The 24,514-nt window shown below is 72.3% G+C and carries 24 protein-coding genes; 14 read left to right on the top strand and 10 right to left on the bottom strand.

Going from position 1 to position 24,514, the window contains the following annotated elements; genetic code table 11:
* Positions 1 to 18 precede the first annotated feature (18 nt).
* Positions 19 to 2,193, top strand: coding sequence for an ATP-binding protein (locus HB662_RS29970; protein WP_168050928.1), 2,175 nt, complete (start codon positions 19 to 21; stop codon positions 2,191 to 2,193).
* A 34-nt stretch (positions 2,194 to 2,227) separates the two neighbouring features.
* Here the strand turns inward: HB662_RS29970 and HB662_RS16475 are convergent, their stop codons facing one another.
* From HB662_RS16475 to HB662_RS16460, 4 genes are read right to left on the bottom strand one after another with little or no spacing between them, the layout of a single operon-like run.
* On the bottom strand, positions 2,228 to 3,406 hold the full coding sequence (locus HB662_RS16475) for a M20 aminoacylase family protein (protein ID WP_168050927.1): 1,179 nt from the start codon (positions 3,404 to 3,406) through the stop codon (positions 2,228 to 2,230).
* On the bottom strand, positions 3,381 to 4,331 hold the full coding sequence (locus HB662_RS16470) for an NAD(P)H-binding protein (protein WP_168050926.1): 951 nt from the start codon (positions 4,329 to 4,331) through the stop codon (positions 3,381 to 3,383). Before HB662_RS16470 ends, HB662_RS16475 begins: the two co-directional genes overlap by 26 nt.
* A 20-nt stretch (positions 4,332 to 4,351) precedes the next feature.
* Positions 4,352 to 6,067 (bottom strand): dihydroxy-acid dehydratase, encoded by a 1,716-nt coding sequence (locus HB662_RS16465; protein ID WP_168050925.1) that lies wholly within the window; start codon positions 6,065 to 6,067, stop codon positions 4,352 to 4,354.
* Between the two features lie 34 nt (positions 6,068 to 6,101).
* Complete coding sequence (locus HB662_RS16460) at positions 6,102 to 6,506, bottom strand: VOC family protein (RefSeq protein WP_168050924.1); 405 nt, start codon at positions 6,504 to 6,506, stop codon at positions 6,102 to 6,104.
* A 177-nt stretch (positions 6,507 to 6,683) separates the two neighbouring features.
* Here HB662_RS16460 and rplM point away from each other — a divergent pair, with 177 nt between their 5' ends.
* The 5 genes from rplM (at position 6,684) to HB662_RS16435 (ending at position 10,174) form a co-directional block, all read left to right on the top strand.
* On the top strand, positions 6,684 to 7,187 hold the full coding sequence (gene rplM, locus HB662_RS16455) for a 50S ribosomal protein L13 (RefSeq protein WP_168050923.1): 504 nt from the start codon (positions 6,684 to 6,686) through the stop codon (positions 7,185 to 7,187).
* A gap of 2 nt (positions 7,188 to 7,189) precedes the next feature.
* On the top strand, positions 7,190 to 7,726 hold the full coding sequence (gene rpsI / locus HB662_RS16450; RefSeq protein ID WP_168050922.1) for a 30S ribosomal protein S9: 537 nt from the start codon (positions 7,190 to 7,192) through the stop codon (positions 7,724 to 7,726).
* A 130-nt stretch (positions 7,727 to 7,856) separates the two neighbouring features.
* The gene (gene argC, locus HB662_RS16445) at positions 7,857 to 8,816 is read left to right on the top strand and encodes an N-acetyl-gamma-glutamyl-phosphate reductase (RefSeq protein WP_168050921.1); all 960 of its coding nucleotides are present in this window, start codon (positions 7,857 to 7,859) and stop codon (positions 8,814 to 8,816) included.
* Positions 8,817 to 8,830: 14 nt separating this feature from the next.
* Entirely contained in the window at positions 8,831 to 9,361 is a 531-nt protein-coding gene (locus HB662_RS16440; protein ID WP_168050920.1) for a gamma carbonic anhydrase family protein, read from the top strand.
* 234 nt (positions 9,362 to 9,595) lie between these two features.
* Positions 9,596 to 10,174 (top strand): hypothetical protein, encoded by a 579-nt coding sequence (locus HB662_RS16435; protein ID WP_168050919.1) that lies wholly within the window; start codon positions 9,596 to 9,598, stop codon positions 10,172 to 10,174.
* Positions 10,175 to 10,254: 80 nt separating this feature from the next.
* Here HB662_RS16435 and HB662_RS16430 read toward each other — a convergent pair whose 3' ends face one another.
* Positions 10,255 to 10,896, bottom strand: a complete 642-nt coding sequence (locus HB662_RS16430) for a hypothetical protein (RefSeq protein WP_168050918.1) — start codon at positions 10,894 to 10,896, stop codon at positions 10,255 to 10,257.
* A 147-nt stretch (positions 10,897 to 11,043) separates the two neighbouring features.
* On the opposite strand from HB662_RS16430, the gene HB662_RS16425 reads away from it, so the two are divergent.
* Positions 11,044 to 11,250, top strand: a complete 207-nt coding sequence (locus HB662_RS16425; RefSeq protein ID WP_168050917.1) for a hypothetical protein — start codon at positions 11,044 to 11,046, stop codon at positions 11,248 to 11,250.
* 13 nt (positions 11,251 to 11,263) lie between these two features.
* Here HB662_RS16425 and HB662_RS16420 read toward each other — a convergent pair whose 3' ends face one another.
* Both HB662_RS16420 and HB662_RS16415 read right to left on the bottom strand, forming a co-directional pair.
* Positions 11,264 to 12,625, bottom strand: coding sequence for an ATP-binding protein (locus HB662_RS16420; protein WP_168050916.1), 1,362 nt, complete (start codon positions 12,623 to 12,625; stop codon positions 11,264 to 11,266).
* Positions 12,625 to 13,353 carry a response regulator gene (locus tag HB662_RS16415; protein ID WP_168050915.1) on the bottom strand — a complete coding sequence of 243 codons (729 nt, stop codon included), beginning with the start codon at positions 13,351 to 13,353 and terminating at the stop codon, positions 12,625 to 12,627. Before HB662_RS16415 ends, HB662_RS16420 begins: the two co-directional genes overlap by 1 nt.
* Before the next feature lie 239 nt (positions 13,354 to 13,592).
* Here HB662_RS16415 and HB662_RS16410 point away from each other — a divergent pair, with 239 nt between their 5' ends.
* Both HB662_RS16410 and HB662_RS16405 read left to right on the top strand, forming a co-directional pair.
* Positions 13,593 to 14,303, top strand: a complete 711-nt coding sequence (locus tag HB662_RS16410; protein ID WP_168050914.1) for a DNA-3-methyladenine glycosylase family protein — start codon at positions 13,593 to 13,595, stop codon at positions 14,301 to 14,303.
* Positions 14,300 to 15,529 carry an aminotransferase gene (locus HB662_RS16405; RefSeq protein ID WP_209443339.1) on the top strand — a complete coding sequence of 410 codons (1,230 nt, stop codon included), beginning with the start codon at positions 14,300 to 14,302 and terminating at the stop codon, positions 15,527 to 15,529. Before HB662_RS16410 ends, HB662_RS16405 begins: the two co-directional genes overlap by 4 nt.
* Here the strand turns inward: HB662_RS16405 and HB662_RS16400 are convergent, their stop codons facing one another.
* Complete coding sequence (locus tag HB662_RS16400) at positions 15,530 to 19,249, bottom strand: beta strand repeat-containing protein (RefSeq protein WP_168050891.1); 3,720 nt, start codon at positions 19,247 to 19,249, stop codon at positions 15,530 to 15,532.
* Between the two features lie 130 nt (positions 19,250 to 19,379).
* On the opposite strand from HB662_RS16400, the gene HB662_RS16395 reads away from it, so the two are divergent.
* Genes HB662_RS16395 through HB662_RS16385 form a run of 3 tightly spaced genes read left to right on the top strand, consistent with a single transcriptional unit; the run spans position 19,380 to position 21,782 of the window.
* Positions 19,380 to 20,048: a DsbA family oxidoreductase gene (locus HB662_RS16395; RefSeq protein ID WP_168050913.1), complete on the top strand. Its 669-nt coding sequence runs from the start codon at positions 19,380 to 19,382 to the stop codon at positions 20,046 to 20,048.
* 30 nt (positions 20,049 to 20,078) lie between these two features.
* Positions 20,079 to 20,636, top strand: a complete 558-nt coding sequence (locus HB662_RS16390; RefSeq protein ID WP_342449523.1) for a LemA family protein — start codon at positions 20,079 to 20,081, stop codon at positions 20,634 to 20,636.
* Between the two features lie 15 nt (positions 20,637 to 20,651).
* Complete coding sequence (locus HB662_RS16385; RefSeq protein WP_168050912.1) at positions 20,652 to 21,782, top strand: M48 family metalloprotease; 1,131 nt, start codon at positions 20,652 to 20,654, stop codon at positions 21,780 to 21,782.
* On the opposite strand, the gene HB662_RS16380 is transcribed toward HB662_RS16385, so the two are convergent.
* Together HB662_RS16380 and HB662_RS16375 are read right to left on the bottom strand one after the other, a co-directional pair.
* A complete protein-coding gene (locus HB662_RS16380) occupies positions 21,676 to 22,308 on the bottom strand; it encodes an aspartate/glutamate racemase family protein (protein ID WP_168050911.1) in 633 nt (210 codons plus the stop codon). The two genes, HB662_RS16385 and HB662_RS16380, sit on opposite strands and share 107 nt — an antisense overlap.
* Before the next feature lie 4 nt (positions 22,309 to 22,312).
* The gene (locus tag HB662_RS16375) at positions 22,313 to 22,774 is read right to left on the bottom strand and encodes a hypothetical protein (RefSeq protein ID WP_168050910.1); all 462 of its coding nucleotides are present in this window, start codon (positions 22,772 to 22,774) and stop codon (positions 22,313 to 22,315) included.
* 152 nt (positions 22,775 to 22,926) lie between these two features.
* Between HB662_RS16375 and HB662_RS16370 the strand changes: the two genes are divergently transcribed.
* Entirely contained in the window at positions 22,927 to 23,541 is a 615-nt protein-coding gene (locus HB662_RS16370) for a TetR/AcrR family transcriptional regulator (protein WP_168050909.1), read from the top strand.
* A 48-nt stretch (positions 23,542 to 23,589) separates the two neighbouring features.
* Complete coding sequence (map, locus tag HB662_RS16365) at positions 23,590 to 24,396, top strand: type I methionyl aminopeptidase (protein ID WP_168050908.1); 807 nt, start codon at positions 23,590 to 23,592, stop codon at positions 24,394 to 24,396.
* The last annotated feature ends 118 nt before the right edge of the window (positions 24,397 to 24,514 follow it).

Raw genomic sequence — 24,514 nt, 5'->3', positions numbered from 1 at the left:
GAAGGCGGCCGCGCGCACGTGTACCCTTTCGCAGCGTTCCCCGATCCGCCTCGCGCCACGGATCAGCGTTCGGGCCGTGCCTGGCGCCGGCTGAGCCTGCTGTCCCCGTTCCTCGCGCTGCTGCCGCTGGCGCTGTTCGGCCTGCTGCTGCTGATCAGCGTGCAGGCGGAACGCAGGGCGGACCGGCAGGATGACCTGCAGCGGACCGCCACAACCCTCGTCGCCGGGCTGGATTCCGAAATGCGCGCCGGGCTGCGCGCGCTGGATGCGCTGGCTGGCTCGCAGCACCTGAAATCCGGCGACCTCGCCGGCTTCCGGCAGGAGGCACAGCGCCTGCTGGCGCGGGAGCCGCATTGGTTCACCATCGCCCTGACCGATGGCGAGAAGCAGCTGCTGAACCTGCGCTACCCCGAAGGCGCCGCGCTGCCGCCGGTCGAGGATCTGGCCGCCGTCGGCAGCGTGCTGCGTACCGGCCAATCGGCGCCGGGCGGGCTGATGCAGGGGCGCATTTCCTTCCGCGTCCCGGTGCGGGTGGATGGCGCCGTGCGCTTTGCCCTGGTCGCGACGCAGGAGGCGACGACCTTCGCACAAATGCTGGACCGCGCCGGCCTGCCGCCCGACTGGTCCGCCCTGCTGCTGGACGGCGATGGCCGGCTGGTCGCCCGCGCCGCCACCGGCCGTGCGGAGCCGGAGGCGCTGCGCCCGGCCTTCGGACATTCTCCCGCTCCGGTGGAGGTGAATGGCGTCTTCGCCCTGGCGCAGCCGGTCGGCGCCAGCCGCTGGTCGCTGGTCGTGGCCGCCCCGCCCAGCAGCCTGACGCGGGCCGCCGCGTGGTGGCTGCTGGCCGCCTTCGGTGCCGCCGCCTTCGTGGCCAGCCTCGGCGTCGCCGCCCGCATGGCCCTGCGCGACCATGGGCAGGAGGCGCAGCACCAGCGGCGCCAGCAGGAAGCCCTGGCCCGCGCCGCCGAACAGGACCGCCGGCGCAGCGAGATGATGCTGGCGGTCAGCCAGGAATTGCGGGCGCCGCTGAGCGGCCTGCTCGACTATTGCGAGCGGCTGGAACAGGCCGAACTGCCGGCACCCGCCCGGCTGCTGGTCGAACGGCAGCGCCAGGCAGGGCAGGCGCTGCTCGCCCTGGTGGGCGACGTGCTGGATTTCGCGCGTCTCGAGGATGGCGGCATCGAGCTTGAGGACACGGACATCGAGATCGCGCCGCTGCTGGAGGAATGCATCGCGCTGATGCGGCCCGCCGCGGCGGATAAGGACCTGGTGCTGCGCCTGGCGATCGACCCCGGCCTGCCACGCTGGATCCGCGGCGATCCGATGCGGCTGCGGGAGGTGACGACCAAGCTGCTTGACAATGCCATCCGCGCCGCCCCCTCGGGGCAGGTGGTGCTTTCCGCCCGGCTGACGCCGCGGCCGGAGCGGGTGGAGATCACGGTGGCCGATGAGGCGCCGGCCATTGCCGAGGCCGACATGCCGCGCCTGTTCGATCCGGCGCGGGACACCGGGCCGGAAGGCGTGGCACCGGCCTCCGCCTTGCTGGCGGGCCGCGGCAGCGGGCTCGGCCTGGCGATCTGCCGCCGGCTGGTGGAGGCGATGGGTGGCGCGATCGGCGCCGAGAGCGGGTCGGGCAAGGCTTTGGCCGCCCAGGCTTCTGGCGGGCAAGCTTCTGGCGGGCAAGCTTCGGCGGGCCAATCCTCCGGGGTCCAAGCCTCAGGGAGCCAGTTCCCCGGGGGCCAGGGCAGGCGCTTCGTATTCTGGGTGCCGTTCCGTCCTGGCGCCTCGCCAGGGCTGACCCGCGCCGGGACGCCGCTGCGGATCCTGGTGGCGGAGGATGTGGCGGCAAGCCGCCTGTTGCTGACCACCGTGCTGGAACGCGCCGGCCATGCCGTGACCGCCGCCTCGGACGGCCCCGCCGCCCTGGCCGCGCTGCACCGGGCCAGCTTCGACCTGGCGGTGCTGGACCTGCATATGCCGAGCCTCGGCGGGCTGGGCGTGGCCCGCGCGGTGCGGGCGCTGCCCGGCGACCAATCCCGCCTGCCGCTGATCGCGCTGACCGCGGACCCGGCCGAGCAGGTGGAGGAGTGCTGCCGCGCCGCCGGCTTCGACGCGGTGCTCCGCAAGCCCTTCGAGACGCGCCGGCTGCTCGGCCTGATCGATGGGCTGCGGGCGCGCGCCGTCGCGCCCTGAAGCCCGCCGACCAGAAGGCCTGCCGCCCCGGGCCCTACCGGCGGGGCATCACCTGCTCCGCCAAGGTGGCGAACCAGCTTGCGCCGACCGGCAGGATCTCGTCGTTGAAGTCGTATTTCGGGTGGTGGACCATGGCATCGCCCTCGCCCTTGCCGCCGCCCAGGAACAGGTAGGCGCCGGGCTTCTCGTTCAGCATGAAGCTGAAATCCTCGCCCCCCATGGTCGGCTGCGGCAGCGGGCGGGAACGCGCCTCGCCCACCACGGTCGCGGCGGCCTTGGCGGCGATGACGGTGCTCTCCGCCTCGTTCACCGTGGCCGGGTAGGCGCGGGTGAAGCTGGCCTCGGCCGTGGCGCCGAAGCTGGCGGCGACGCCGTTGACGATGCGCAGGTAGTTCGCCTCCAGCAGGTCGCCCACTTCCGGCAGGAACCAGCGCGCGGTGCCCTGCATCTGCACGCTTTCCGGGATGACGTTGAAGGTGAAGCCGCCCTTGATATGCGCGATGGTGATGACGCCGGCTTCCAGCGGGTTCACGTTGCGCGCCACCACGGATTGCAGCGCCGTCACGATGTGGGAGGCGATGAGGATCGGGTCGATGCCGTTATGCGGCATGGCGCCATGCGCGCCGCGGCCGGTGATGGTGGCTTCCAGATTGGCGACGGCGGCCATGACCGGGCCGGGCGCATGGAGGAACACGCCGGCCGGCGCGCCGGGCCAGTTGTGCAGGCCGAAGATGCGGTCCATCGGGAAGCGTTCGAACAGCCCTTCCTTCACCATCACCTCGCCGCCCGCCAGATTCTCCTCCGCCGGCTGGAACACCAGGTAGACGGTGCCGGCAAAGTTGCGCGTTTCCGCCAGGTAGCGCGCGGCACCGAGCAGCATGGTGGTGTGCCCGTCATGACCGCAGGCATGCATGATGCCAGGGGTCCGCGACGACCAGGGCTTGCCGGTGGCTTCCTCGATCGGCAGCGCGTCCATGTCGGCGCGGAAGCCGATGGCGCGGCCGTTCGGGCCGCCCTGGCCGTGGATGACGCCGACAACGCCGGTCGTGGCGATGCCGGTGATGACCTCGTCGCAGCCGAATTCACGCAGCTTGGCGGCGACCACGCCGCTGGTGCGGGTTTCATGGAAGCCGAGTTCCGGATGCTGGTGGAGGTCGTGCCGCCATTCCGTCATCTCGGGGTGGAATTCAGCGATACGATTGATGATGGGCATGGTGCAGCTCCGCCTGGACCCGCCCTGTTTGCGTCCGGTTCCGGCCCACGGCAAGGGGCGTGCCGAAGCAGCGCGCCAGGCCGTATTCAAGCGGCACGCCCACCACGCCGAGGCGTTCCCGCATCGGCCGCACGTCGAAGGCCTTGTCCTCCGACAGCCGGCGCAGCTCGGCCATGCGGATGCGCGGCAGGCCGGGCAGCAGGCAGCTGAGCGGGGCCATCGCCCGCAGCAGCGGGCCGGGCAGGGAAACCACGGGCGGCGGGCGCAGCCCGGCGGCGCGGGCAACGGCGGTCAGGAAATCCCGGTAGGCCACCGGCCGCGGCCCCGCCACCACCAGCGCCTCCGGCCCCGTCCAGACCTGGTCGATGGCGGCGAGGATGCAGCGGGTCAGGTCGTCCTGATGGATCGGCTGCACCAGGGCGCGGCCGCCATCGGGCACCGGCGCCGCCGGCAGCCATTCCAGCAGCGCGGCCAGGCGCTGGACGTTGTCCTCGCCCTGTGCGCCATAGATCATGGTCGGGTGCAGCATCACCCCGGGACGGCCGGAGAGCAGCAGGGTTTCCTCGCCGAAGCGCACCCCATCCCCATGCTCATCCGCCCAGCGTGAGAAGCGGCGGGTGGAGCCGAGCAGCACGAGGCGCGCCCAGGGCGGCGCGGCGGTCAACAGGCAGCGCGTATATCGGGCATGGGCGCAGGACACGATGATGCTGGCGCCCTCCAGTGCCTGCGCCAGCCCGTCATACTGGGTCAGGTCCGCCGGCCGGGCGGCGGCCGGCAGATTGAGCGCCCGCCAGCGCGCCAGGTTGCGGACGAGGGGGCGGAACGGCCGCCCCGCCTCCAGCAGGGCGCGGCACAGCGCCGCCCCGGTTCGGCCGGAAGCCCCGATGATAGCAAGCGTGGCGGCACCCTCCGGCCGCCAGCGCACAGGCCCCGGGGCGGCGGCGGCTAGCGTCCCGGTGGCAGCATGAACGCCAGGTCGGCGCCCTGGGGTGCCTGGGTCACCTGTTCGTGAACAAGCCGGTCCCAGCCGCGGGCCGGGGCAGGGGCGGGGGACCACAGGGCGCGGCGCCGTGCCATCTCATCCTCCGCCACCAGCAGCTCGATCCGGCGGTCCTTGACGGAAAGCCGGATGCGGTCGCCGGTCTCTGCCAGCGCCAGCGGCCCGCCAACCGAGGCTTCCGGCGCCACATGCAGCACGATGGTGCCGAAGGCGGTGCCGGACATGCGGCAATCGCTGATCCGCACCATGTCCTTCACCCCCTGGCGGGCGAGCTTCTTCGGGATCGGCAGGTAGCCGGCTTCCGGCATGCCGGCGGGGCTGCGCGGGCCGGCATTCTTCAGCACCAGGATATCGGTGGCCAGCACGTCCAGCTCCGGGTCGTCGACCCGGTTGGCCAGATCCTCCAGCCCGTCGAACACCAGGCAGCGCGCCTCGGTCTCGAACAGGGATTCGGTGGCGGCGCTGCGCTTGAGGATGGCGCCATCCGGGGCGAGGGAGCCATACAGCGTCACCAGCCCGCCGACCGGGCTCACCGGCTTTTCCCTGGCCCGGATGATCTTGCGGTCGACGAAGTGGCTGCCATCGCCGATCCGGTCGCGCAGGGTCACGCCATCCAGGTCCAGCGTATCGAGGTCCAGCAGGTCGCGGATCTCCCACAGCAGCGCCTGCATGCCGCCGGCGGCGTGGAAATCCTCCATGTAGCCCTCGCCGGTCGGCTTCAGGTCGACCAGCACCGGGGTGGTCTCGCTGAGCTCGTCCAGGCGCTTCAGGTCCAGCTTCAGCCCGGCGCGGCCGGCGATGGCGGCCAGGTGCACCACGGCATTGGTGGACCCGCCGATCGACAGCAGCACGCGCACGGCGTTGTCCAGGTTGCCCTGGGTCATCAGCGACAGCGGCGTGACGGGCTTGTTGATCAGCCGCACCGCCTGCGCGCCGGCTTCCTCCGCCATGCGCAGCCGGTCGGCATGCACGGCGGGGGCGGAGGCGGCATCCAGCGGCATGAAGCCGAGCGTGCTGGCGATGCAGGCCATGGTGCTGGCGGTGCCCATCACGCCGCAGGTGCCGGCGGTGGTGGCCAGCTTGCCCTCCAGCGTCTTGATCCGCTCGCCCGAGACTTCGCCAGCGCGGTAGCGCGCCCAGTAGCGACGGCAATCGGTGCAGGCCGAGAGGCGTTCCCCGGCGAAGGACTGCGCCAGCATCGGCCCGACCACCAGCATGACGCTGGGCGTGCCGGACGAGATCGCGGCCATCAGCTGCGCCGGCACCGTCTTGTCGCAGCCGCCGACCAGCACCGCGGCGTCCATCGGCTGGTTCGCCAGCATCGCCTCGGTGTCGAGCGCCATCAGGTTGCGGTAGTGCATGGAGCAGGGGGACAGGGACGGTTCGCAGATGCTGATGGTCGGGAAGGCCAGCGGCAGGCCGCCGGCGGCCAGCACGCCGCGCTTCACCGCCTCGATCAGCTCCGGCGCGGTGCGGTGGCAGTTGTTGTAGTCGGACCCGGTATCGGCGATGCCGACCACCGGCTTGTCCAGCATCGCCTGGCTGTAGCCCATGGATTTGGCGAAGCTGCGCCGGAGGTACAGGGCGAAGTCGCGGTCCCCGTAGTTGGAGGCATTCCTGCCCAGGCCATGCGGCTTCGGCGCGTCTGTCTTGCCGGTCATCTTGCTGTCTCCCCATGCTCCGGCGCCGCCCACCTTATTCCGGGCGGTCTTCCGGGCGGTGACAGACGCAGCAGAGCTTGTTGCCATCCGGGTCGCGCAGATACGCCCCGTAATAGTCGGCATGATAATGCGGCCGCAGCCCAGGGCTACCCTCCTCCGTGGCGCCCTGCGCCAGGCCGGCGGCATGGACGGCGCGGACGGTGGCGCGGTCCGGCGCCTCGAAGGCCAGGGTGGTGCCGTTGCCGGGGCTGGCCGGGCGGCCATCGATCGGGCGCATCAGCCAGAATTGCGGGCTCGCCTCGGGGTTGGCGGCATAGCCGGCTTGGCCCTGGGCTTCATCGGTGTGGAAGCGGCCAAGGCCGAGCGGGGCGAGCAGTGCGTCATAGAAGGCCAGCGCGCGGGGGAAGTCGTTGGTGCCGAGGGTGGCGTGGCTGAACATGCGGGTTCTCCTGGGTTGCGGTCGCGCTGCGTGCCACGGGCTGGCTTGACGGGTGTTGCGGTTCTGCGTGGCTGACGGTATCCTGATACCGTCAGCCGAAAAGCCCGGTTTCGCTTGACTTTCCGGGCCTGTCCCCCGATACAGCGCGCCAGACCGATACTCGGAATTACGAAGCAGATGCTTACTCGGCAAACCACCTCCATCAAGCCGGCGGAGGTCACCAAGAACTGGGTGCTGATCGACGCGGAGGGCCTCGTGCTCGGCCGCCTCGCCAGCGTCATCGCCAACCGCCTGCGCGGCAAGCACAAGCCCACCTTCACCCCGCATGTGGATTGCGGCGACCATGTCGTCGTGATCAACGCGAAGAAGGTGCGCGTGACGGGCCAGAAGGCGGAACAGTCCGTGTTCTACTGGCACACCGGCTACGCCGGCGGCATCAAGGGCCGCACCCTGGCCGAGCGCCTGGCCAGCCCGCACCCCGAGCGGGTGCTGGAGAAGGCGGTGGAGCGCATGATCACGCGTGGCCCGCTCGGCCGCGCCCAGATGCGCAACCTGCATGTCTATTCCGGGCCGGAACACCCGCATGCCGGCAATACCCCGGCTGCGCTGGATGTCGGCGCCATGAACCGCAAGAACGTCTTCGGCGCCCCTGCGAAGGCCGCCGCTGGTAAGGCTGCCTGACCATGAGCGAGACCGAAGCACCCCAGGCCGACGCGCCCCGCACCGATGCCCCGCGCACCGGTGGATCCCTGGCCGAACTGAAGGACCTGGTTGCGGCCGCCGGTGGCCCCGCTGCCGAAGGCGCCGTCGTCGTCGCGCCGAAGCGTGACGCGCAGGGCCGTTCCTACGCCACCGGCCGCCGGAAGAACGCGATCGCCCGCGTCTGGGTGAAGCCCGGCAAGGGCAACATCGTGGTCAACGGCAAGCCCTCCACCACCTATTTCGCGCGTCCCGTCCTGCGCATGGTGATCGGCCAGCCCTTCCTGGTCGCCGATCGCGACCAGCAGTTCGACGTCTTCGCGACGGTGGTCGGTGGTGGCCTGTCCGGCCAGGCCGGCGCGCTGCGCCACGGCATCACCCGCGCGCTGACCTATTACGAGCCGGGCCTGCGCGGCATCCTGAAGAAGGCCGGCTTCCTGACGCGCGACAGCCGCGTGGTCGAGCGCAAGAAGTACGGTAAGGCCAAGGCCCGCCGATCCTTCCAGTTCTCCAAGCGCTGACGCCTCGCGGACGGGCGTCACGCCCGGCCGCATGGCTGGATATACAGGGGGGCAGGTCCGCAAGGGCCTGCCCCTCTTGCTTTTTCGGCCGCCGGAGGGCGGCATGCGTGCGATCCGAGGGAACACGACCATGGCCAAGGGACCTACCCCCAGCGTCTTCATCGATGGCGAAGCCGGCACCACCGGGCTGCAGATCCGCGACCGGCTGGCGCATTTTCCGGGCATCGCGCTGCGCTCCATCCCCGACGACCGGCGCAAGGACCCGGAAGCCAAGCGCGCCCTGATGGCGGAGGTGGATCTGGTGGTGCTCTGCCTGCCGGATGCCGCGGCCAAGGAAAGCGCCGCCATGGCGGCCGGCCTCGGTGCCGATGCGCCGAAGCTGATCGATGCCTCCACCGCGCATCGGGTGGACCCCGACTGGGTCTATGGCTTCCCCGAGCTGAATGCGGTGCAGGCCGCGGCGGTCGCCGGCGCCATGCGCGTCTCCAACCCCGGCTGCTACCCGACCGGCGGCATCGCGCTGATCCGTCCGCTGGTCGAGGCGGGCCTGCTGCCCGCGGACTACCCCATCACCGTCAATGCCGTCTCCGGCTATTCCGGTGGCGGCAAGCAGATGATCGCGGAGTTCGAGCCGAACCGCACCGCCGCGCCCTTCTTCCTGTACGGGCTCAACCTCGAGCACAAGCACGTGCCGGAGATGCAGCTCTATTCCGCGCTGTCCCGGCGGCCGATCTTCGTGCCGTCCGTCGGCGATTTCGCGCAGGGCATGCTGGTTTCCGTGCCGCTGCATCTCGACCTGCTGAACGGCAAGCCGAGTCCGGCCGATCTCGAAGCCTGCCTGCGGAGCGCCTATGCCGGCAGCGGCTGGGTGCGGGTGGAGACGGCGGATCCGAAGGCGCGGCTGGCGCCGGAGGAGCTGAACGGCAGCAATTTCCTGGAGCTGCGCGTCTTCGGGAATGCCACCCAGGGCCAGGCGGTGCTGGTGGCCAAGCTGGACAATCTGGGCAAGGGTGCCTCCGGTGCCGCTGTGCAGAATATCGGCCTGATGCTGGGCGTGGACGTCACCGCCGCCCTGCCGCTGGCCGCCTAGGGAGAGAAGAACGTATGACCGGTCCCGTGATCCCCTTCGAGGACAAGACCCCCAAGATTCATCCGGAGGCCTGGGTGGCGCCGACCGCCATCGTCATCGGCGATGTCGAGATCGGCGAGGACAGCAGCGTCTGGTACCACTGCGTGCTGCGCGGCGACACGAACATCATGCGGATCGGTGCCCGCACCAACATCCAGGATGGCAGCGTGCTGCACCTGAATGCGGGGGCGGAGCCGCTGATCATCGGCGATGACGTGACCATCGGCCATGCCTGCATCGTGCATGCCTGCACACTGAAGAACCGCGCCTTCGTCGGCATGGGCGCCACGGTGCTCGACCGCGCGGTGATCGAGGAGGGCGGCATGCTCGGCGCCGGCGGCATGCTGCCGCCCGGCAAGGTGATCGGCCCGAACGAGCTATGGATGGGCAGCCCGGCCAAGCTGGTGCGGGTGATGTCCGCCGAGGAACGCGGCAAGTTCGACCGGACCGCGCCCAGCTATGTCGCACTGGCCAAGCGGCATCGCGCCAGCCTGGCGCGTGGCTGAAGGGCGCCAGCCTGGCGCGTGGCTGAAGGGCGCCAGCCTGGCGCGTGGTTGAGGGCGCCAGGCTGGTGCGTGGTTGAAGGGCGCCAGCCTGGCGCGTGGTTGAGGGCGCCAGCCTGGCGCGGGGTTGAAGGGCGCCAGCGTGGCGCGGGGGTAGGACGCGCCGAGGCGTGACTTGGCGGGGCCGGCGGGGCGCACCATTCTGCTGTCAGCGTCCTTTTGCCAGGAGAGGCCCCCATGCGCCTTGTCCACGCCGCCCTTGCCACCGGCCTGCTGCTCGCGGCGGGGTGCGCGCCGATGCCCCCGCCCGAATCGGTGTTCCTGCCACCGAGCGCCGAGGGGCGCGGCGCAGGTGACCCCACGCGGGGCGCCATCCTGGCTTCCTCCTATGCCTTCGCCACGCCGGCCAGCCTGGCGGGCGACCCGGCCGCGGCGGCGGAGGCCTTGGCGCAACTCGAATATCTCACCGTGGAACTGGGCTTCGGCGGCGCCTGGCGGGACATGAACCCGCTGGTTTCGACGGAACTTCGCCGGGCACGGGCCGAAACGCGTGCCGCGCTGGGCTTCCGGCAGGATGCCTCGCCGCAGGTCGCGGTGAACGCGCTTTACGGCGCTTCCGCTGCGCTGCGCCAGGGCGACCGCGCCACGGCCGGCACCCGGCTTGCCGGATTGGCCGGGCCGGGTGGGACGGAGGCGGCGCTGGCGCGGCTGGCGGCATTGCCGCCGCTGCCCCGCGCGGCTTCGGCCACAGGGCTGGCGCGGGATGCGCTGACCCGCCGGGACAGCGACCAGGACGACCGGATGCGCGTTTTCTAGCCGGCTTCGCCGCCTGGCAGGCTGCGGCCGTTCGGGGGAAGTCGCTTCCCCCTGAACAGGATGTCCTTTGCCGCGGCCAGCTAGATCCGCTTCGTCTCCGGCGCATTGCCGCGGCCGCGGCCGGGCGGGTCGGAGGGGTCGCTATCCGTCGGCCCATCCGCGCCCTTGCGCGGCGGCCGGCTACCGCCGCGGCCACGGCCTGGCGGGTCCGTAGGGTCGCTGTCGCTCGGGCCCAGCGGCGCCCTGTTGCCGCCGCGGCCGCGGCCGGGCGGATCGGCCGGATCACTGTCCGTCGCGCCGCCGGGTCCGCGGCCACCACGACCGTTTCCAGGCGGGTCGCCCGGATCCTGGTCCGTCACCCCGGCCGGCGGGCGACTGCCGCCGCGGCCACGACCGGGCGGGTCGCTTGGGTCGCTATCCGTCGCGCCGCCGGGCCCCCGGCCACCGCGACCGTTTCCGGGCGGGTCGCCCGGATCCTGGTCGGTCACCCCGGCCGGCGGGCGGCTGCCACCGCGGCCGCGGCCAGGCGGGTCGCCGGGATCGCTGTCGGTCTGTCCGCTGGGGGAGGGGGCGCCGCCATTGCGCTTGGTGTCCGGCACGCCTCCGCCACCGGATTTGGCGCCCTGCGCCCCGGCCGCCCATGGCAGCGTCGCCACGCAGAGCGTCGTGACCCGGAGGATCAGGAGGCGACGGCCCGGCGGCGCTCCATCGGATACGGACATGCGGCGCTCCTTCCCTCCGGCCATGTTCACGGTGCGCCGGGAATTTCACAAGGGCCACGATACGCAGGTGGGTGGCGCAGTGGCGTGATGCGGCAGGACGCAATGATTCGGCTTGCGTTCATGTTCCTCTTATGTTCCTCTCAGCCCATGAGCACCATCGCCCTCGGATATTCCACCCAGGCCGATATCCCGGCCGAACTTCGCATCCCGCCGCGCCCGCGCGGGCTGCGGCAAACCCTCGATCGGCCGGCCGCGCGGGAACCGGCGTGGCGGGAGGCGATGCGCTGGTCGCTGTTCGGGCTGACCGCCAGCCTGGCCGCCGGGGAGGTTGCACTGGCCCTGTTCGGCCCCTGACGCCTCCGGCCGATTAGACCGGCAGCGTGGCCAGCGCCGAAAGCCCGCCGCCCGCCCGGTTCCGCAGCACCACGTCGCCGCCATGGGCGCGGAATATGTTGCGGGCGATCGGCAGGCCGAGGCCGGTGCCGCCGGTTTCCCGGTTGCGGCTCGCCTCCAGCCGATGGAAGGGCTGGAACACGTTTTCCAGCTCGCTCTCCGGTACGCCGGGGCCGTCATCCTCCACCGCGATCCTCACCACCCCGGCCTGCGGCGGCTGCAGCCGCAGGGTGGCGGAGCCGCCATAGGCCACCGCATTGCCCACCAGATTGGCCAGCGCCCGCTTCAGCGAGCCGGGCCGCGCCACTGCCGTCAGGTGTTCCGGGCCGATATAGGTGATCAGCTCCGCGAAATCCGGGCTGGCATCAGCCGCCTCATCCGTCACCGTCCGGCACAGCGCGGCGAGATCGACGGCAACCGATGGCTCGCGCCGCGAATCGTCGCGGGCGAAGGCGAGGGTGGCGGCGATCATCGCCTCCATCTCGTCCAGATCGGCCAGCATCTTCCGCCGCTGCTCGTCATCATCCAGGAATTCGGCGCGCAGCTTCAGCCGGGTGATCGGCGTCTTCAGGTCATGCCCGATCGAGGCGAGCATCTGGGTGCGGTCGCCGACGAAGCGGCGGATGCGCTCGGCCATGGTGTTGAAGGCGCGCGCGGCGGTGGCGACCTCGATAGGGCCGGTCTCCGGCAGGGGCGGTGCGTTGACGTCGCGGCCGAGCCGGTCCGCCGCCTGGGCCAGCGCCGTCACCGGCCGGATCAGCCGCCGTACCGTCCACAGCGTCAGCGCCAGCGCGGCCAGCGTCATCACCACGAAGGCGACGAGGAAGGTGAAGGAATGCCAGGGCCGCGGCGGCGGCATCTCCAGCCGCAGGTTCAGCCAGCCCTGGTCGGGAAAGCGCAGGCTGACCATCAGCCGCCCGGGGTGGCCATGGGTAGCGATCAGCACCTCCCGCGGGCGGAAGCGGGCAGGGGCATGACGCAGCGCGTCCAGCCGCAGCAGGCGGACCAGGCTGGGCGGCGGCGGCGGGAAGCCGGGCTGGGCCAGCGCCACATCGTCCACCGTGGCGCGCAGGCCCGGCGGCATGTCCAGGTCCTCGACCAGCGCCCGGCGCCGCTCCGGCGGCAATTGCAGCAGGCTGCGCCAGGCGCCGAAGGAACGCTGGGAGATTTCGCGGGCGTGCTGGAAGCGCTGCAGATCGACGCGGTCCAGCGCATGAATGGTCAGCCCCGCCGCCTGCACCACCACCAGGCCGACCAGCAGCACCAGCGCGGTGCGCCCGGCCAGGCTGCGCGGCCATAGCCAGCATAGCCAGCGCAGCCCGGGCAGGCGGCGCATCAGCCGCGCTCGACGGTGGCGGACAGCACATAGCCGCCGCCGCGCACGGTCTTGATGACCTGCGGGTTGCGGCCGTCATCCTCCAGCTTGCGGCGCAGGCGGGACACGGCGACATCGATGGCGCGATCGAACGGCCCGGCCTGGCGGCCGCGCAGCAAATCCATCAGCATGTCCCGCGTCAGCACGCGGTTCGGCCGCTCCACCAGCACCATCAGCAATTCATACTCGCCGCCGGTCAGCGGCACCTCCGCGCCCTGCGGGTTCAGCAGGCGGCGGCGCGTCGGCTCCAGCACCCAGCCGGCGAAGCGCAGCACGCGGGCGGGCGGTTCCTGGGAGGGACCGGTGCTGCTATCCGCCGTCGCGCGGCGCAGCACGGCGCGGATGCGGGCGAGCAATTCGCGTGGGTTGAAGGGCTTCGCCACATAGTCGTCGGCACCGAGTTCCAGCCCGACGATGCGGTCCGTCTCCTCCCCCATCGCCGTCAGCATCACGATCGGCACCTCGGACTGGGTGCGCAGCCAGCGCGCCAGGTCCAGGCCGGATTCGCCCGGCATCATCAGGTCGAGCACCACCAGGTGGTAGCGGCCGAGCGGCCAGAGCTTCCTTGCCTCCCGCGCATCGCGCGCGGCGGTCACGCGGAAGGACTGCTTCTCCAGGAACTTGCCGAGCAGTTCGCGGATTTCGCGGTCATCATCGACCACCAGGATATGCGGGGCTGTTGCGTCCATGGCTGTAACATAGCGCGCCGCGCGCCGGCCCCTAGCGGGAAAGCCCGGCGGATGTTGCGGCATGTGACCCTGGGGGTGCCGGTTACGGAGCGTTGCACTTCATCATGCTTTTCGGCCTTTCGCCGTAACCCGCCGGCCGCATGTAGCGAAGCACAGGCGCCATCCCGGACTCGGCCCGGCTCCTGGCCGCGGGAATCCCCCCTCCCGCCCCGGGGTGGCGTGCTGTACTGGCGGCGGGGATGACCCTCTCTCCTGCGTCCCCGCCGCCCTTCTTCCCGGACCCGCCCCCCTGGGTGCGGGAGGCGATGGCGGCGCTGGTCCAGGCCGATCCGGACCTCGCCGCCATCGAGGCAGCCGCTGGCCCCTTGCCCTGGCGCAGCCGCCCGGCGGGCCTGCCCGGCCTGCTGCGGACCATCTGCGGCCAGCAGATCTCGAACCAGGCGGCGGGCGCGATCTGGCGCCGGCTATCTGCCATTCCGGGCGCGCTGGACCCTGCGGTGCTGGTCGGCCTTCATGATGATGTGCTCTGCGGCATCGGCGGCCTGTCGCGCCCCAAGGCCGCGCATGCCCGGGCGCTCGCCGCCGCCTGCCTGGATGGCTCGCTGCGGCTGGATGCACTGGACGGCATGGCGGATGAGGCAGCCGTGGCGCATCTCTGCACCATTCGCGGCCTCGGCCGCTGGACGGCGGAGGTGCACCTGCTGTTCGCACATGACCGGCCGGATATCTTCCCGAGCGGCGACATCGCGCTGGCCGCCGCCGTCGCGCATCTGAAGCGGCTGCCGGCGCGGCCGACGCCGAAGCAACTGGCGGAAATCGCCCGCGCCTGGCAGCCCTGGCGCGGCCTGGCGGCGCGGCTGTTCTGGCACCATTGGCGGCAGGTTACCGGCCGGCCGCTGATCGAGGATGCATTGCCGGCGGAAGCGGCTGGCGGCAGTTTGGCGGGATGATGCTCTCCGCCCCACTCTCCGGCCCGTTGCGCGCCACCGCCGAACCGCCGATCCCGGCCGCCCGCGCCTGGGCGGCCCGTTATGCCGGCGGCGCCGGCCCGGCGCTGGACCTGACCCAGGCGGTGCCCGGCTACCCGCCGCCACCCGAATTGCTCGCAAGGCTGGCGGAGGCCGCCGGCAGCGTCGCCTGCGCCGGCTATGGCGCGAACGACGGCGATGCGCCGCTGCGGGAAGCCCTGGCGGCCGACATCTCCGGCTTCTACGGGGCCGGGGTCACGGCGGCGGATATCGCCATCACCGCCGGCTGCAACCTGGCCTTCGCCATGACCATGGCGGTGCTGGCCGCGCCCGGCGATGCCGTGATGCTGCCTGCCCCCTGGTACTTCAACCACCAGATGGCCCTGACCATGCGCGGGGTCCGCGCCGTGCCGCTGCCGGCCCGTGCGGAGGCCGGCTTCGTGCCGGACCCGGCCGAGGCCGCCGCGCTGATGGATGCCAACCCGGTGCGCGCCCTGGTGCTGGTCACGCCGAACAACCCGACCGGCGCGGTCTATCCGCCGGAGGTTATCCACGCCTTCGCCGAGCTGTGCCGCGCCCGCGGCGTCTGGCTGGTGCTGGACGAAACCTACCGGGACTTCCTGACCGAGGCCCAATCCCCGCCGCACGCCCTGTTCGCGGATGCCGCCTGGCGGGACGGGCTGGTGCATCTGTACTCCTTCTCCAAGGCCTATTGCGTGCCGGGCCACCGGGTCGGCGCGGTGGCGGCCGGGCCGGGCTTCCGGGCGCAACTGGCGAAGGCGCTGGATACCTGGCAGATCTGCCCGGCGCGGCCGGCGCAGACGGCGCTCACCTGGGCCATCCCGGCGCTGGCCGAATGGCGCGCCGGCAACCGCGCCCTGATGGCGGAACGTGCCCGGCTGTTCCGCGCCGGGGTCGGGCAGTTGCCCGGCTGGCGGCTGGACGCCATCGGCACCTATTTCGCCTATCTCCGCCTGCCGGAAGGCGCGCCGGATGCCGAGGCAGCCGCCGAATCCCTGGCCGCCGAACAGGGGCTGATGACCTTGCCCGGCCCCTTCTTCGGTCCCGGCCAGCAGCGCCACCTGCGGCTCGCCTTCGCCAATGCGGGGGCGGAGGTGCTCGCCCAGGTGCCGGAACGGTTGCAGGCCTGGGCTCGAAGCTTCGCCCCTCAGGCCGCTTCGCCTGGCGATGCGCAGAACGCGGTCTGATCAGCCGTACAGCGCGGTCAGCTGCGCCGGCGTCATCTGATAGAGCTGTGTCCGGCTGAAGGCCTCGATCTGCCGGGCGCGCATGGCGGCAAGCTGGTCCGTGGTGACCGCCGCGATCTGCCCGGCATCCAGCGCCTGCACGGCGGCCGTCGCCATGCCGAGGAAGTCTCCCGGCTCGATCGCCGCCACATCCGCCGGCGCCAGCGCCGCCACCTGCTCGGCATCGAGCGCGGCGATGGCGGTGGCGCCCAGAGCCTGAACCTGGGCGCTGTCCAACGCGCCGAGCTGGGCGGGGGACATCGCCTGCACCTGGGTGCCGCCCAGCGCGGCAAGCTGGGTGAGGGACAGCGCCGCCACCTGCGCGGTGCCCAGCGCCAGGAATTGCTGGCCGCGCAGCGCCGCCACCTGCGCCGTGCCGAGCGCCGCGATCTGGCTGGTGGCAAGCCCACTGGTGCCGCCGAAGGACAGGCCGCCGATCTGGCTGGCGGATAGCGCCGCGATGGTGGTGGTGGACAGGCTGGCGACCTGCATCGATCCCAGCCCCGCCATCTGCGCCGATCCCAGCCCGCCGAGCCGCGTGCCCAGCGCCTCCAGCTGCGTGGTGCCGAGGCCGCCGATGCCGGTGGCGGACAGGCCGGCAAGCTGCGTATCGGCCAGCCCGGCCAGCGCCGTGGTCGACAGCGCCGCGACCTGGCTCGCGCCCAGCCCGCCGGCCTGAATTGCCGTCAGCGCCGGCAGCCGGTCCAGGGCGAGCGCCAGGTCCAGCCCGGCCAGCGCCGTGGCCGACAGGGCGGCGAATTGGGTGGAGGCCAGGGCGGCCACCTGGGTCGCCGCCAGCGCCGCCACCTGACCGCTGCCGAGTGCCGCCAGCTGGGCCGTGTCGAACAGCGCGATCTGCGCCGTAGCGAGCCCCTGCGGCGCCAGCCCCGCCATGCCGCCAGCCGACAGCGCCTGCAACTGCGTGCTCGCCAGCGCCGCCACCTGTGCGGAGGACACGGCCGCGACCTGCACCGAGCCGAGCGCGGCAAGCTGGCCGGTCGCCAGCGCGCCCCATTGCGTCCCGTCCAGCCCCGCGACCGCCAGGCCGGCGATGCCGGGGGCGGTGATCGCGGCGAGCTGCGTCGTTGCCAGCGTCGCCACCTGGCTGCTGCCGAGCGCGCCCAGCTGCGCCGTGCCGAGCGCCGCCATCTGGCTGGTCGCCAGCGCCGCCAACTGCGTCGTTCCCAGCGCGCCGATCGCGGTGGCGGCAAGCCCTGCCATCTGCGCCGTGCCGAGTGCCGCGATCTGCGTCGCCGCCAATTGCCCGGCGGCCGCGGTGCCGAGGGCGCCCAGCGCGGCGGGCGCCAGGGCCGCGACCTGCCCGGTCGCCAGCGCGGCCAGCTGGCTGCCGTCCAGCGGGCCGATCTGGGTGGCGCCCAGCCCGGCGAGCTGGGTCGTGTCCAGCGCCGCAAGCTGGCTGCTGGTCGCCGCCATCAACTGCGCCGTGCCGAGGGCGGCGATCTGCGTCGCGCCCAGCGCGCCCAGCCCGGCGCTGCCGATCCCCTCCAGCGCCGTGGCGGCGAGGCCGCCAAGCGCGGCGGTGCCGAGCACCGCCCATTGCGCGCTGCCCAGCCCGGCCAGCGCCGTACTGCCCAGCGCCGCCGCCTGCGCCGAACCCAGCCCGGCCAGCCCCGTGGTCGTCAGCGCCGCGAGCTGGGTGGCACCCAGCAACCCGACCTGGGTGCTGGCGAGCGCCGCCACCTGGGTGCGCTTCAGCGCCGCCGCCTGGTCGGTGGACAGCGCGGCGAGGTCCGCCGCCTCCAGCCCCAGCATGCCGCCGGCGGTCAGCGCGCCGATCTGCGCGGTGCCGAGCAGCGCCATCATGCCATCCGGCAGCGCCTGCACCTGGTAGCGATCCAGCCCGCCAAGCTGCGTGCTCGACAGCGCCTGGATCTGCGAGGGGGCCAGCGCCGAAAGCTGCGCGCTGCCGAAGCCCATCAATTGCAGCCTGCCCAGCCCCGCCACATCCAGCGCCTGCAGCGGCGCGCCGACCAGCCCGGACAGCGCCGCCGCATCGAGCCCGGCGACCTGGCTGCTGGACAAAGCGGCCAGCTGCGTCGCCGCCAGCCCGGCCAGCTGGCTGCTGCCCAGGCCACCCAGCTGCGCGCTGCCCATGGCGGAAACCTGGCTGGTGGCCAGCGCCGCAAGCTGCGTCGTCGCCAGCCCGGCCAACGCGGCCTTCGACAGCGCCGCCACCTGGGTTCCGGCCAGCCCCGCCACCTGCGCGCTGCCCAACGCCGCCACCTGGGCGGAGCCGAGATTGGCAAGCTGCGCCGTGCCGAGCGCGGCCAGCGCGGTGGAGGCAAGCGCCGCCAGCGCCGTGCCGGCCAGCCCCGGCACCGCGGTGCGCGCCAGCGCCGCGATCTGCGTGGTCCCCAGCGCCGAAAGGTCCAGCGCCGCCGCCTGCGCGCTGCCCAGCCCGCCGATCTGAGTCGTGGTCAGCGCGGCGAGCCGCGTGGTGCCCAGGCTGCCGAGCTGTGCCGTGGTCAGCCCGCCGATGGCACTGCGCGACAGTGCGGCGAATTGCGCCGTGTCCAGCGCCGCCAGCGTCGTGGTGCCCATCGCCGCGACCTGCGCCGGTTTCAGCGCCGCGATCTGCGCGGTGCCGAAGGCGGCGATCTGGCCGGTGGACAGCGCATCGAAATCCGCCCCCTCCACCCCGGCCAGCGCCGCCGGGGTCAGAGCCGCAAGCTGGGTGGTGGACAGCGCCGCCATCTGCATCGTCGTCAACGCCCGGGCCTGGACGCTGCCCAGCGCGCGGATCTGCGTCGTGGTCAGGGCGCCCGCCTGGGTGGTTGCCAGCGCCTGCACCTGCCCGAGCGTCAGCACCGCCATGGCGGAGGCCGAGATCGCGGCGACCTGGCTTTCGCTCAGCGCCGCCAGCCGGTCCGGCGCAATCGCCTTCACCTGCGCCGCGCCGAGACCGCCGATCTGGTCCGTGGACAGGCCGGCGAGTGCCGTGGTGGACAGCGCCGCCACCTCCGCCCCGGTGAATCCTGCAAGCTGCTGCGGGCCGAGCACGGCCAGTTGCGCCGGCGCCAGCGCGCTGATCTGCGCCACGCCGAAGGCCGCGACCTGGGACCGGCTCAGCGCCGCCACCTGGGTCGTCGCCAGCGCCGCAAGCTGCGCCGTGCCAAGCGCCGCGATGGCCGAGGTGGGCAAGGCCGCCATCTGGCTGGTGCCCATCGCCGCGATCGCCGTGGTCGCCAGCGCCGTCGCCTGGGCCGGCTTCAGCGCCAGCAATTGCTTGCGGTCCAGCGCTGCCGCCTGGGTGGCGCCGAGCGCGGCCAGCCTTTCCGTGGACAGCCCGGCGATGGCGGCCGGCGGCAGGGCGGCGATCTGCGAGGTGGCCAGCGCGCCGAAGACGGTGGCGGAAAGCGAAGCCGCCTGCGCACCGGTCAGCCCAGCCAGCGCCGTACTGGTCAGCGCCGCCGCCTGGGTGCTGTCGAGCGCGGCGAGTTGCGTGCTGCCCAGCCCGGCGATCTGCGCCGGCTTCAGCGCCGCGACCTGGCTGGTGGACAGCGCCGCCACCTGGCCGGTTGCAAGCCCCGCCAACGCCACCGGCGGCACCCGGCCCAAGATCTCCGGCTGCAGCATGCCGATCTGCCCGGTGGTCAGGCTGGCGAGCAGCGTGGCGAGGTGCCGCGCCCCGGCCGCGCTGGAGGTGGCGGAGACTTGCATTGCTGGGTCCTCGAAGCGTCCAGAATGCGCCTCAATCACCTAACCCATGGTAAATCGGCCGCATCCGGAGGTTGCGCCCGGACCCCAGGATGGGCGACAGATCGATCCAACCCGCGGGAGGAGCCCGGCCATGACGACGATGCGTACCCTCGATGTGCTGTCCGACGTGGTCTGCCCCTGGTGCTGGATCGGCAAGCACAACCTGGATGCCGCGCTGGCCGAGCTGGCGGCGGAAGGGCTGCGCTTCAACGTCCGCTGGCGCCCCTACCAGCTCAACCCGGACATGCCGCAGGAAGGCGTGGTGCGGGCGGTCTACCGGGCGCAGAAATTCGGCTCCGAGGCCCGTGGGCGGGAGCTGGACGCCAATGTGGCCGAGGCCGGCCGCGCCGCCGGGGTGGAGTTCCGGCACGACCTGATGCAGCGCACGCCGAATTCCGTGGCGGCCCACCGCGTCATCCGCATGGCCGCCGCCGCGGGCCTGCAGAACGAGGTGCTGGAGGCGCTGTTCCGCGGCTACTTCCACGAAGGCCGCGACGTCGGCGACGTACCGACGCTGGTGGAGCTGGCCGGCGCCGCCGGGCTGCCGCCGGATGCCGTCGCCGCCATGCTGGCGGGCGAGGATCTCAAGGCCGAGGTGCTGGCGGAGGACCTGGCGGCACGCCAGGGCGGCATTTCCGGCGTGCCCTCCTTCCTGATGGACCGGCACCTGCTGTTCAGCGGCGCCATGCCGGCGGCCCGCATGGCGGATGCGTTCCGCCGCGCCGACGCCATCCTATCGGAGCGCGCATCGGCCGCGTAACATCCGCGCCGGCATTGGGGGATACTGCCCGTGGAATGGGTGCTGCTCGGTCTCGTCGTCCTGCTGCTGCTGTGGCTGGTCGTCATCTACAACCGCCTGGTCTCGCTGCGGCAATCCGTGGCGCAGGCCTGGGCGGATATCGAGGTGCAGCTCAAGCAGCGGCACGACCTGATCCCCAACCTGGTCGAGACGGTGAAGGGCTACGCCGCGCATGAGAGCGGCACGCTGGAGGCGGTGATCGCCGCGCGCAATTCCGCCGTGCGCGCGCAGGGCCCGGAACAGGCCTCCGCCGCCGAAGGCCAGCTCGGTGCCGCGCTCAGCCGGCTGTTCGCGCTGTCCGAGGCCTATCCGGACCTGAAGGCCAACACCAACTTCCTGTCGCTGCAGAGCGAGCTGTCCAATGTGGAGAACACGCTGGCCGCGGCCCGGCGCTTCTTCAACAACAGCGTCGCGGAATACAACGCCTCGATCCAGTCGATCCCGGCGGTGTTCTTCGCCGGCTCCCTCGGCTTCGGCCCCAAGGGCTTCTTCGAGCTGGATGAGGCCGAGCGGGCGGCGACGAAGAATGCGCCGCAGGTGAAGTTCTGAACCGGGGCCGGCGCGATGCTGCCGACCCATGGCCTGCGCACGCATATCTGGAATACCGGCCTGCGGTCGCTGCTGCTGCTGGCCGGCTTCCCGGTGCTGCTGGCGCTGATCACCTGGTCCGTCGCGCTGCTGTTCGCGGCGGCAGGCACCGATGATTTCGGCCAGGGGCTGCGGGATTCGGTAGGCCTGCTGCCGGCCGCCATCCCGGTGGCGCTGCTGATCTCCGGCATCTGGTTCGCCATTGCCTGGTTCTCCAACCAATGGATCCTGGACGTGATCTCCGGCGCCCGGCCGGTGACGCGGGACCAGGAACCGGCGCTCTGGGCGATGACGGAGGAACTGGCGATCAGCCGCGGCATGCGGATGCCCCGCCTGGCGGTGATCGAGACCGAGGCGCGCAACGCCTTCGCCTCCGGCCTGACGCGCGACAAGGGCGCGGTGACGGTGACGCGTGGGCTGATGAACGCGCTGGCGCCGCGTGAACTGCGCGCCGTGCTGGCGCATGAACTGACCCATATCCGCAACGGCGATGCCCGGCTCGGCGTGGTGGCGGCGGTGTTCGCCGGCGTGATCTCGATGGTGGGGGAGGTGATGTGGCGCGGCCTGCGCCTCGGCCGGATCCGCCGCCTGCCGGGTGGCACCGGTAGCAGCGGAAGCGGCAACGGCAAGGGCAGGGGTGGCGCCATGCTGCTCGTGCTGCTGGCGCTGGCCATCGCGGCGCTGGCCTGGGTGCTGTCCATCGCGCTGCGCATGGCGCTTTCGCGCAACCGCGAATATTTGGCCGATGCCGGTGCGGTGGAGATGACGGCGGACCCGGACGCCATGGCCGGCGCGCTGCGCAAGCTGGCGGGGCAGGAGGCGATGGAGGGCATGCCCAGCCAGGTCCGCGCCCTGTTGCTGCATGACGGCGCGAACAGCCTCGGCCCCGCCTGGTTCGCCACCCATCCGCCGATCGAGAAGCGGATCGAGGCGCTGCAACGCTACGCCGGCGCGCGCGACCTGCCGGAGATCGCGGCGCCCGACGCGGACGCGACCGTGGTCATGCGCCCAGCAGCGCCCTCAGCTGCCGCACCGCGCTCCCCGGCGTCGTCACCACGGGCAAGTTCGTGGTGGCGGCAACCGCCCGGGCCGCCCGCGCCAGGCTGAACTGGCCGAGCAGGATCACGTCGCAGTCCACCAACCGCCGCGCCGCCTCCGCCGCCAGCCGGTCATGCGCCTCCACATCGCCGGCATCCAGCGCCGCCAGCGCGCCCTCCGCCAGGCAGGGCACCACCTGTACGCCGGGCGGAAATTCCGGCGGCATGGAGGCGAGCGTGCCGGGGAAGGTCGCCAGCAGGCCGATGCGCGGGCCGATCGCCACCGCTTCCTCGATCGCCGCCGCATTCGGCTTCAGCACCGGGATCGGCGCGAGTTCCGCCGCCACAGCCTCGATGCAGGGTCCGAAGGCGGAGCAGGAGAACAGCACCCCATCCGCCCCGGTGCCGCGCGCATAGCGGCCGAGCGTCAGGAACCGCTCCGTCATTGCCGGCGTCAGCGCGCCGTCCCGCGCCAGATCGGCCGAGAGGCTGTCATCCAGCAGGTTCATCAGCCGCGCCTCCGGCCAGGCCTCCGCGAAGGCGGCCTCGATCGGCGGCGGCGAATGCCGCAGGGCGTGGATCAGCGCGATACGCACGCCTTCAGTTCCCGACGCAGCGCTGCAACGGGGAGGGGAAGTCGGTGCAGTTCGGGAAGGCGATCTCGTTCGGCCCGCGCCGTTCCACCCGCAGCGCATTCGGCCCGGTGGCGCAGCCGAAGCCGAGATCGGCCGGCAGGCGGGAGGCGAGCGGCCCGGCCGGGCCGGCGGCCGGCACGAAGCGGAATTCCAGCACGTCGGGGCTGGTCGCCACCGTCTCGATGATGCGCTGGCGGTAGGCGACATCGAAGACGGAGGCGCGCAGCACCACGTCCTTGGTGAAGATCACCGTCGGCCGCCCGGTGCAGCTTGGCCCGCTGGTCTCGCCGGGCGGGAAGATGCCGCCGGTCCAGGACCCGAAGACCCAGGCATGCGGGGGATCGCCCTGCTGAGTTCCCTGTTGCGCCCCGGCGCTGCCGCCGAGTGCCATTGCCGCCGCTGCCGCCACCAGCATCCACCGTCGCATCCCGCGCTCCTTCACCATTGGCGGCCAGCATAGCGCGGGCAGGGGGGTGGCGACCATCGCCGCGCGGCCGGCTCTGCCGCGGTGTTGTTCGAGCCGTCCGAGGCGGCTTGGCCAAGTAGACAGTGCATTCTAATATGTGCATTCTAATTGACATGGTCCGCACCGCACGCTTCTCCAGCGACGACTTTCTCGATGCAGCCATGGCGCTGGTCGCCGAGGGTGGGCCCACCGCCGCCACGATGCAGGCCATCGCCCGCAGGGTGGGGGCGCCAACGGGCTCGATCTACCATCGCTTCGACTCCCGCTCGGCCGTCCTCGGCGCCGCCTGGAATGCGGCCTATGCCTCATTCGTCGCAGCGCTGGCGCCCTTCCTGCTTGGCGGCCATCCGCGCGAGGCGGCGCTGGCGATCCTGCCCTGGTGCGGGGAGAATGAGCGCCGCGCCCGCTTCCTGCTGCTGCACGAGCCGGTCGCCCTGTTCGAGGACTCGCCGCCCCCGGCGCCGCTGCGGCTGGCACTCGAGAGGCTGGAGGATGAATTCGACGCCGCCTTCCGGGCCTGCGTCACCGCCTGCGGCGATGGCGCCGCGCGGGAGGAGGATCTGGCGCGGGCCAGGTTCCTGATCTTCGACGGGCCCATCGCCATCCTCCGCCCCTACCTGGTCCAGGGCGGCGCGCTGCCGCCCTTCGTGGGGCGGATGATCGCCGAGCTGCATGCCGGGATGCCCCTTGTCGCCGGCCAGGGCACGCCGGCTGCCGCCGCCGCCTGACGGCGCCCCGCTGTTCCGAACTCCGCCCCCAGCCACCTTGGAAGACCGATGGACGACCCTGCCGTAGCCCGAAGCATCAAGCTGCACCCGCCCGAGGATTTCGCCGGGATGCGCGCCGCCGGCCGGCTTGTCGCGGCCGCGCTGGACATGATCACGGCGCATGTCCGGGCTGGCATCGCCACGGCCGAGCTCGATCGTCTGTGCCATGAATTCGTGCTGGACCACGGGGCGAGGCCCGCCTCGCTCGGCTATCGCGGCTATGCCCATGCGACCTGCATCTCGGTCAACCACACCGTCTGCCACGGCATCCCCGGCACGCGGACACTGGTGGAGGGCGACATCCTCAACATCGACCTGGCGGCGATCCTGGATGGCTGGCATGGCGACAGCAGCCGCATGTATGGCGTCGGCCAGGTCTCCACGCGCGCAATGCGCCTGATGGACGTGACCCATGAGGCGATGATGCAGGGCATCGCGGCGATCCGCCCCGGCGCGACGGTGGGCGATATCGGCTTCGCCATGCAGCGTCATGTGGAGGCGGCGCGGTTCAGTGTCGTCCGCGATTTCTGCGGCCACGGCCTGGGGCGCGTCTATCACGACCTGCCGGATGTGCTGAACTTCGGCCGGCCCGGGCAGGGGGCGGAGCTGCGGCCGGGGATGTTCCTGACGGTCGAGCCGATGGTGAATGCGGGACGGTCGGAGGTAAAGGTGCTGGCCGATGGCTGGACCGCCGTGACGCGCGACCGCAGCCTGTCCGCCCAGTTCGAGCACAGTGTCGGCGTGACCGAGACTGGCTGCGAGATTTTTACGAGCTCGCCCGCCGGGTTCACCAGGCCGCCCTATCCCGCATCCTAGGGCCGCTGCGGAAAAGCCCTTTCCTCCGTAGGAAGTGGGGGAGAGGGCTTTCAGGCGTGCTTGCCCATCTACGCCGCCGCGCCCTACGCCGCCGCGCCTGCAGCGCCCTACGCCGCCG

It is taken from the genome of Falsiroseomonas frigidaquae (assembly GCF_012163145.1).
GTDB lineage: Bacteria > Pseudomonadota > Alphaproteobacteria > Acetobacterales > Acetobacteraceae > Falsiroseomonas > Falsiroseomonas frigidaquae.
This window is presented reverse-complemented; position numbering and strand designations above follow the sequence as displayed.

What these genes read in the sequence shown, in the direction of transcription:
- HB662_RS16415 (WP_168050915.1), bottom strand. Translation starts at nt 13,353, where the DNA reads ATGGACGCAACAGCCCCGCATATCCTGGTGGTCGATGATGACCGCGAA.
- HB662_RS16370 (WP_168050909.1), top strand. Translation starts at nt 22,927, where the DNA reads ATGGTCCGCACCGCACGCTTCTCCAGCGACGACTTTCTCGATGCAGCC.
- HB662_RS16375 (WP_168050910.1), bottom strand. Translation starts at nt 22,774, where the DNA reads ATGCGACGGTGGATGCTGGTGGCGGCAGCGGCGGCAATGGCACTCGGC.
- HB662_RS16395 (WP_168050913.1), top strand. Translation starts at nt 19,380, where the DNA reads ATGACGACGATGCGTACCCTCGATGTGCTGTCCGACGTGGTCTGCCCC.
- HB662_RS16410 (WP_168050914.1), top strand. Translation starts at nt 13,593, where the DNA reads ATGACCCTCTCTCCTGCGTCCCCGCCGCCCTTCTTCCCGGACCCGCCC.
- argC (WP_168050921.1), top strand. Translation starts at nt 7,857, where the DNA reads ATGGCCAAGGGACCTACCCCCAGCGTCTTCATCGATGGCGAAGCCGGC.
- HB662_RS16420 (WP_168050916.1), bottom strand. Translation starts at nt 12,625, where the DNA reads ATGCGCCGCCTGCCCGGGCTGCGCTGGCTATGCTGGCTATGGCCGCGC.
- HB662_RS16465 (WP_168050925.1), bottom strand. Translation starts at nt 6,067, where the DNA reads ATGACCGGCAAGACAGACGCGCCGAAGCCGCATGGCCTGGGCAGGAAT.
- HB662_RS16475 (WP_168050927.1), bottom strand. Translation starts at nt 3,406, where the DNA reads ATGCCCATCATCAATCGTATCGCTGAATTCCACCCCGAGATGACGGAA.
- HB662_RS16430 (WP_168050918.1), bottom strand. Translation starts at nt 10,896, where the DNA reads ATGTCCGTATCCGATGGAGCGCCGCCGGGCCGTCGCCTCCTGATCCTC.
- HB662_RS16400 (WP_168050891.1), bottom strand. Translation starts at nt 19,249, where the DNA reads ATGCAAGTCTCCGCCACCTCCAGCGCGGCCGGGGCGCGGCACCTCGCC.
- HB662_RS16425 (WP_168050917.1), top strand. Translation starts at nt 11,044, where the DNA reads ATGAGCACCATCGCCCTCGGATATTCCACCCAGGCCGATATCCCGGCC.
- HB662_RS16435 (WP_168050919.1), top strand. Translation starts at nt 9,596, where the DNA reads ATGCGCCTTGTCCACGCCGCCCTTGCCACCGGCCTGCTGCTCGCGGCG.
- rplM (WP_168050923.1), top strand. Translation starts at nt 6,684, where the DNA reads ATGCTTACTCGGCAAACCACCTCCATCAAGCCGGCGGAGGTCACCAAG.
- map (WP_168050908.1), top strand. Translation starts at nt 23,590, where the DNA reads ATGGACGACCCTGCCGTAGCCCGAAGCATCAAGCTGCACCCGCCCGAG.
- HB662_RS16385 (WP_168050912.1), top strand. Translation starts at nt 20,652, where the DNA reads ATGCTGCCGACCCATGGCCTGCGCACGCATATCTGGAATACCGGCCTG.
- HB662_RS16440 (WP_168050920.1), top strand. Translation starts at nt 8,831, where the DNA reads ATGACCGGTCCCGTGATCCCCTTCGAGGACAAGACCCCCAAGATTCAT.
- HB662_RS16460 (WP_168050924.1), bottom strand. Translation starts at nt 6,506, where the DNA reads ATGTTCAGCCACGCCACCCTCGGCACCAACGACTTCCCCCGCGCGCTG.
- HB662_RS16405 (WP_209443339.1), top strand. Translation starts at nt 14,300, where the DNA reads ATGATGCTCTCCGCCCCACTCTCCGGCCCGTTGCGCGCCACCGCCGAA.
- rpsI (WP_168050922.1), top strand. Translation starts at nt 7,190, where the DNA reads ATGAGCGAGACCGAAGCACCCCAGGCCGACGCGCCCCGCACCGATGCC.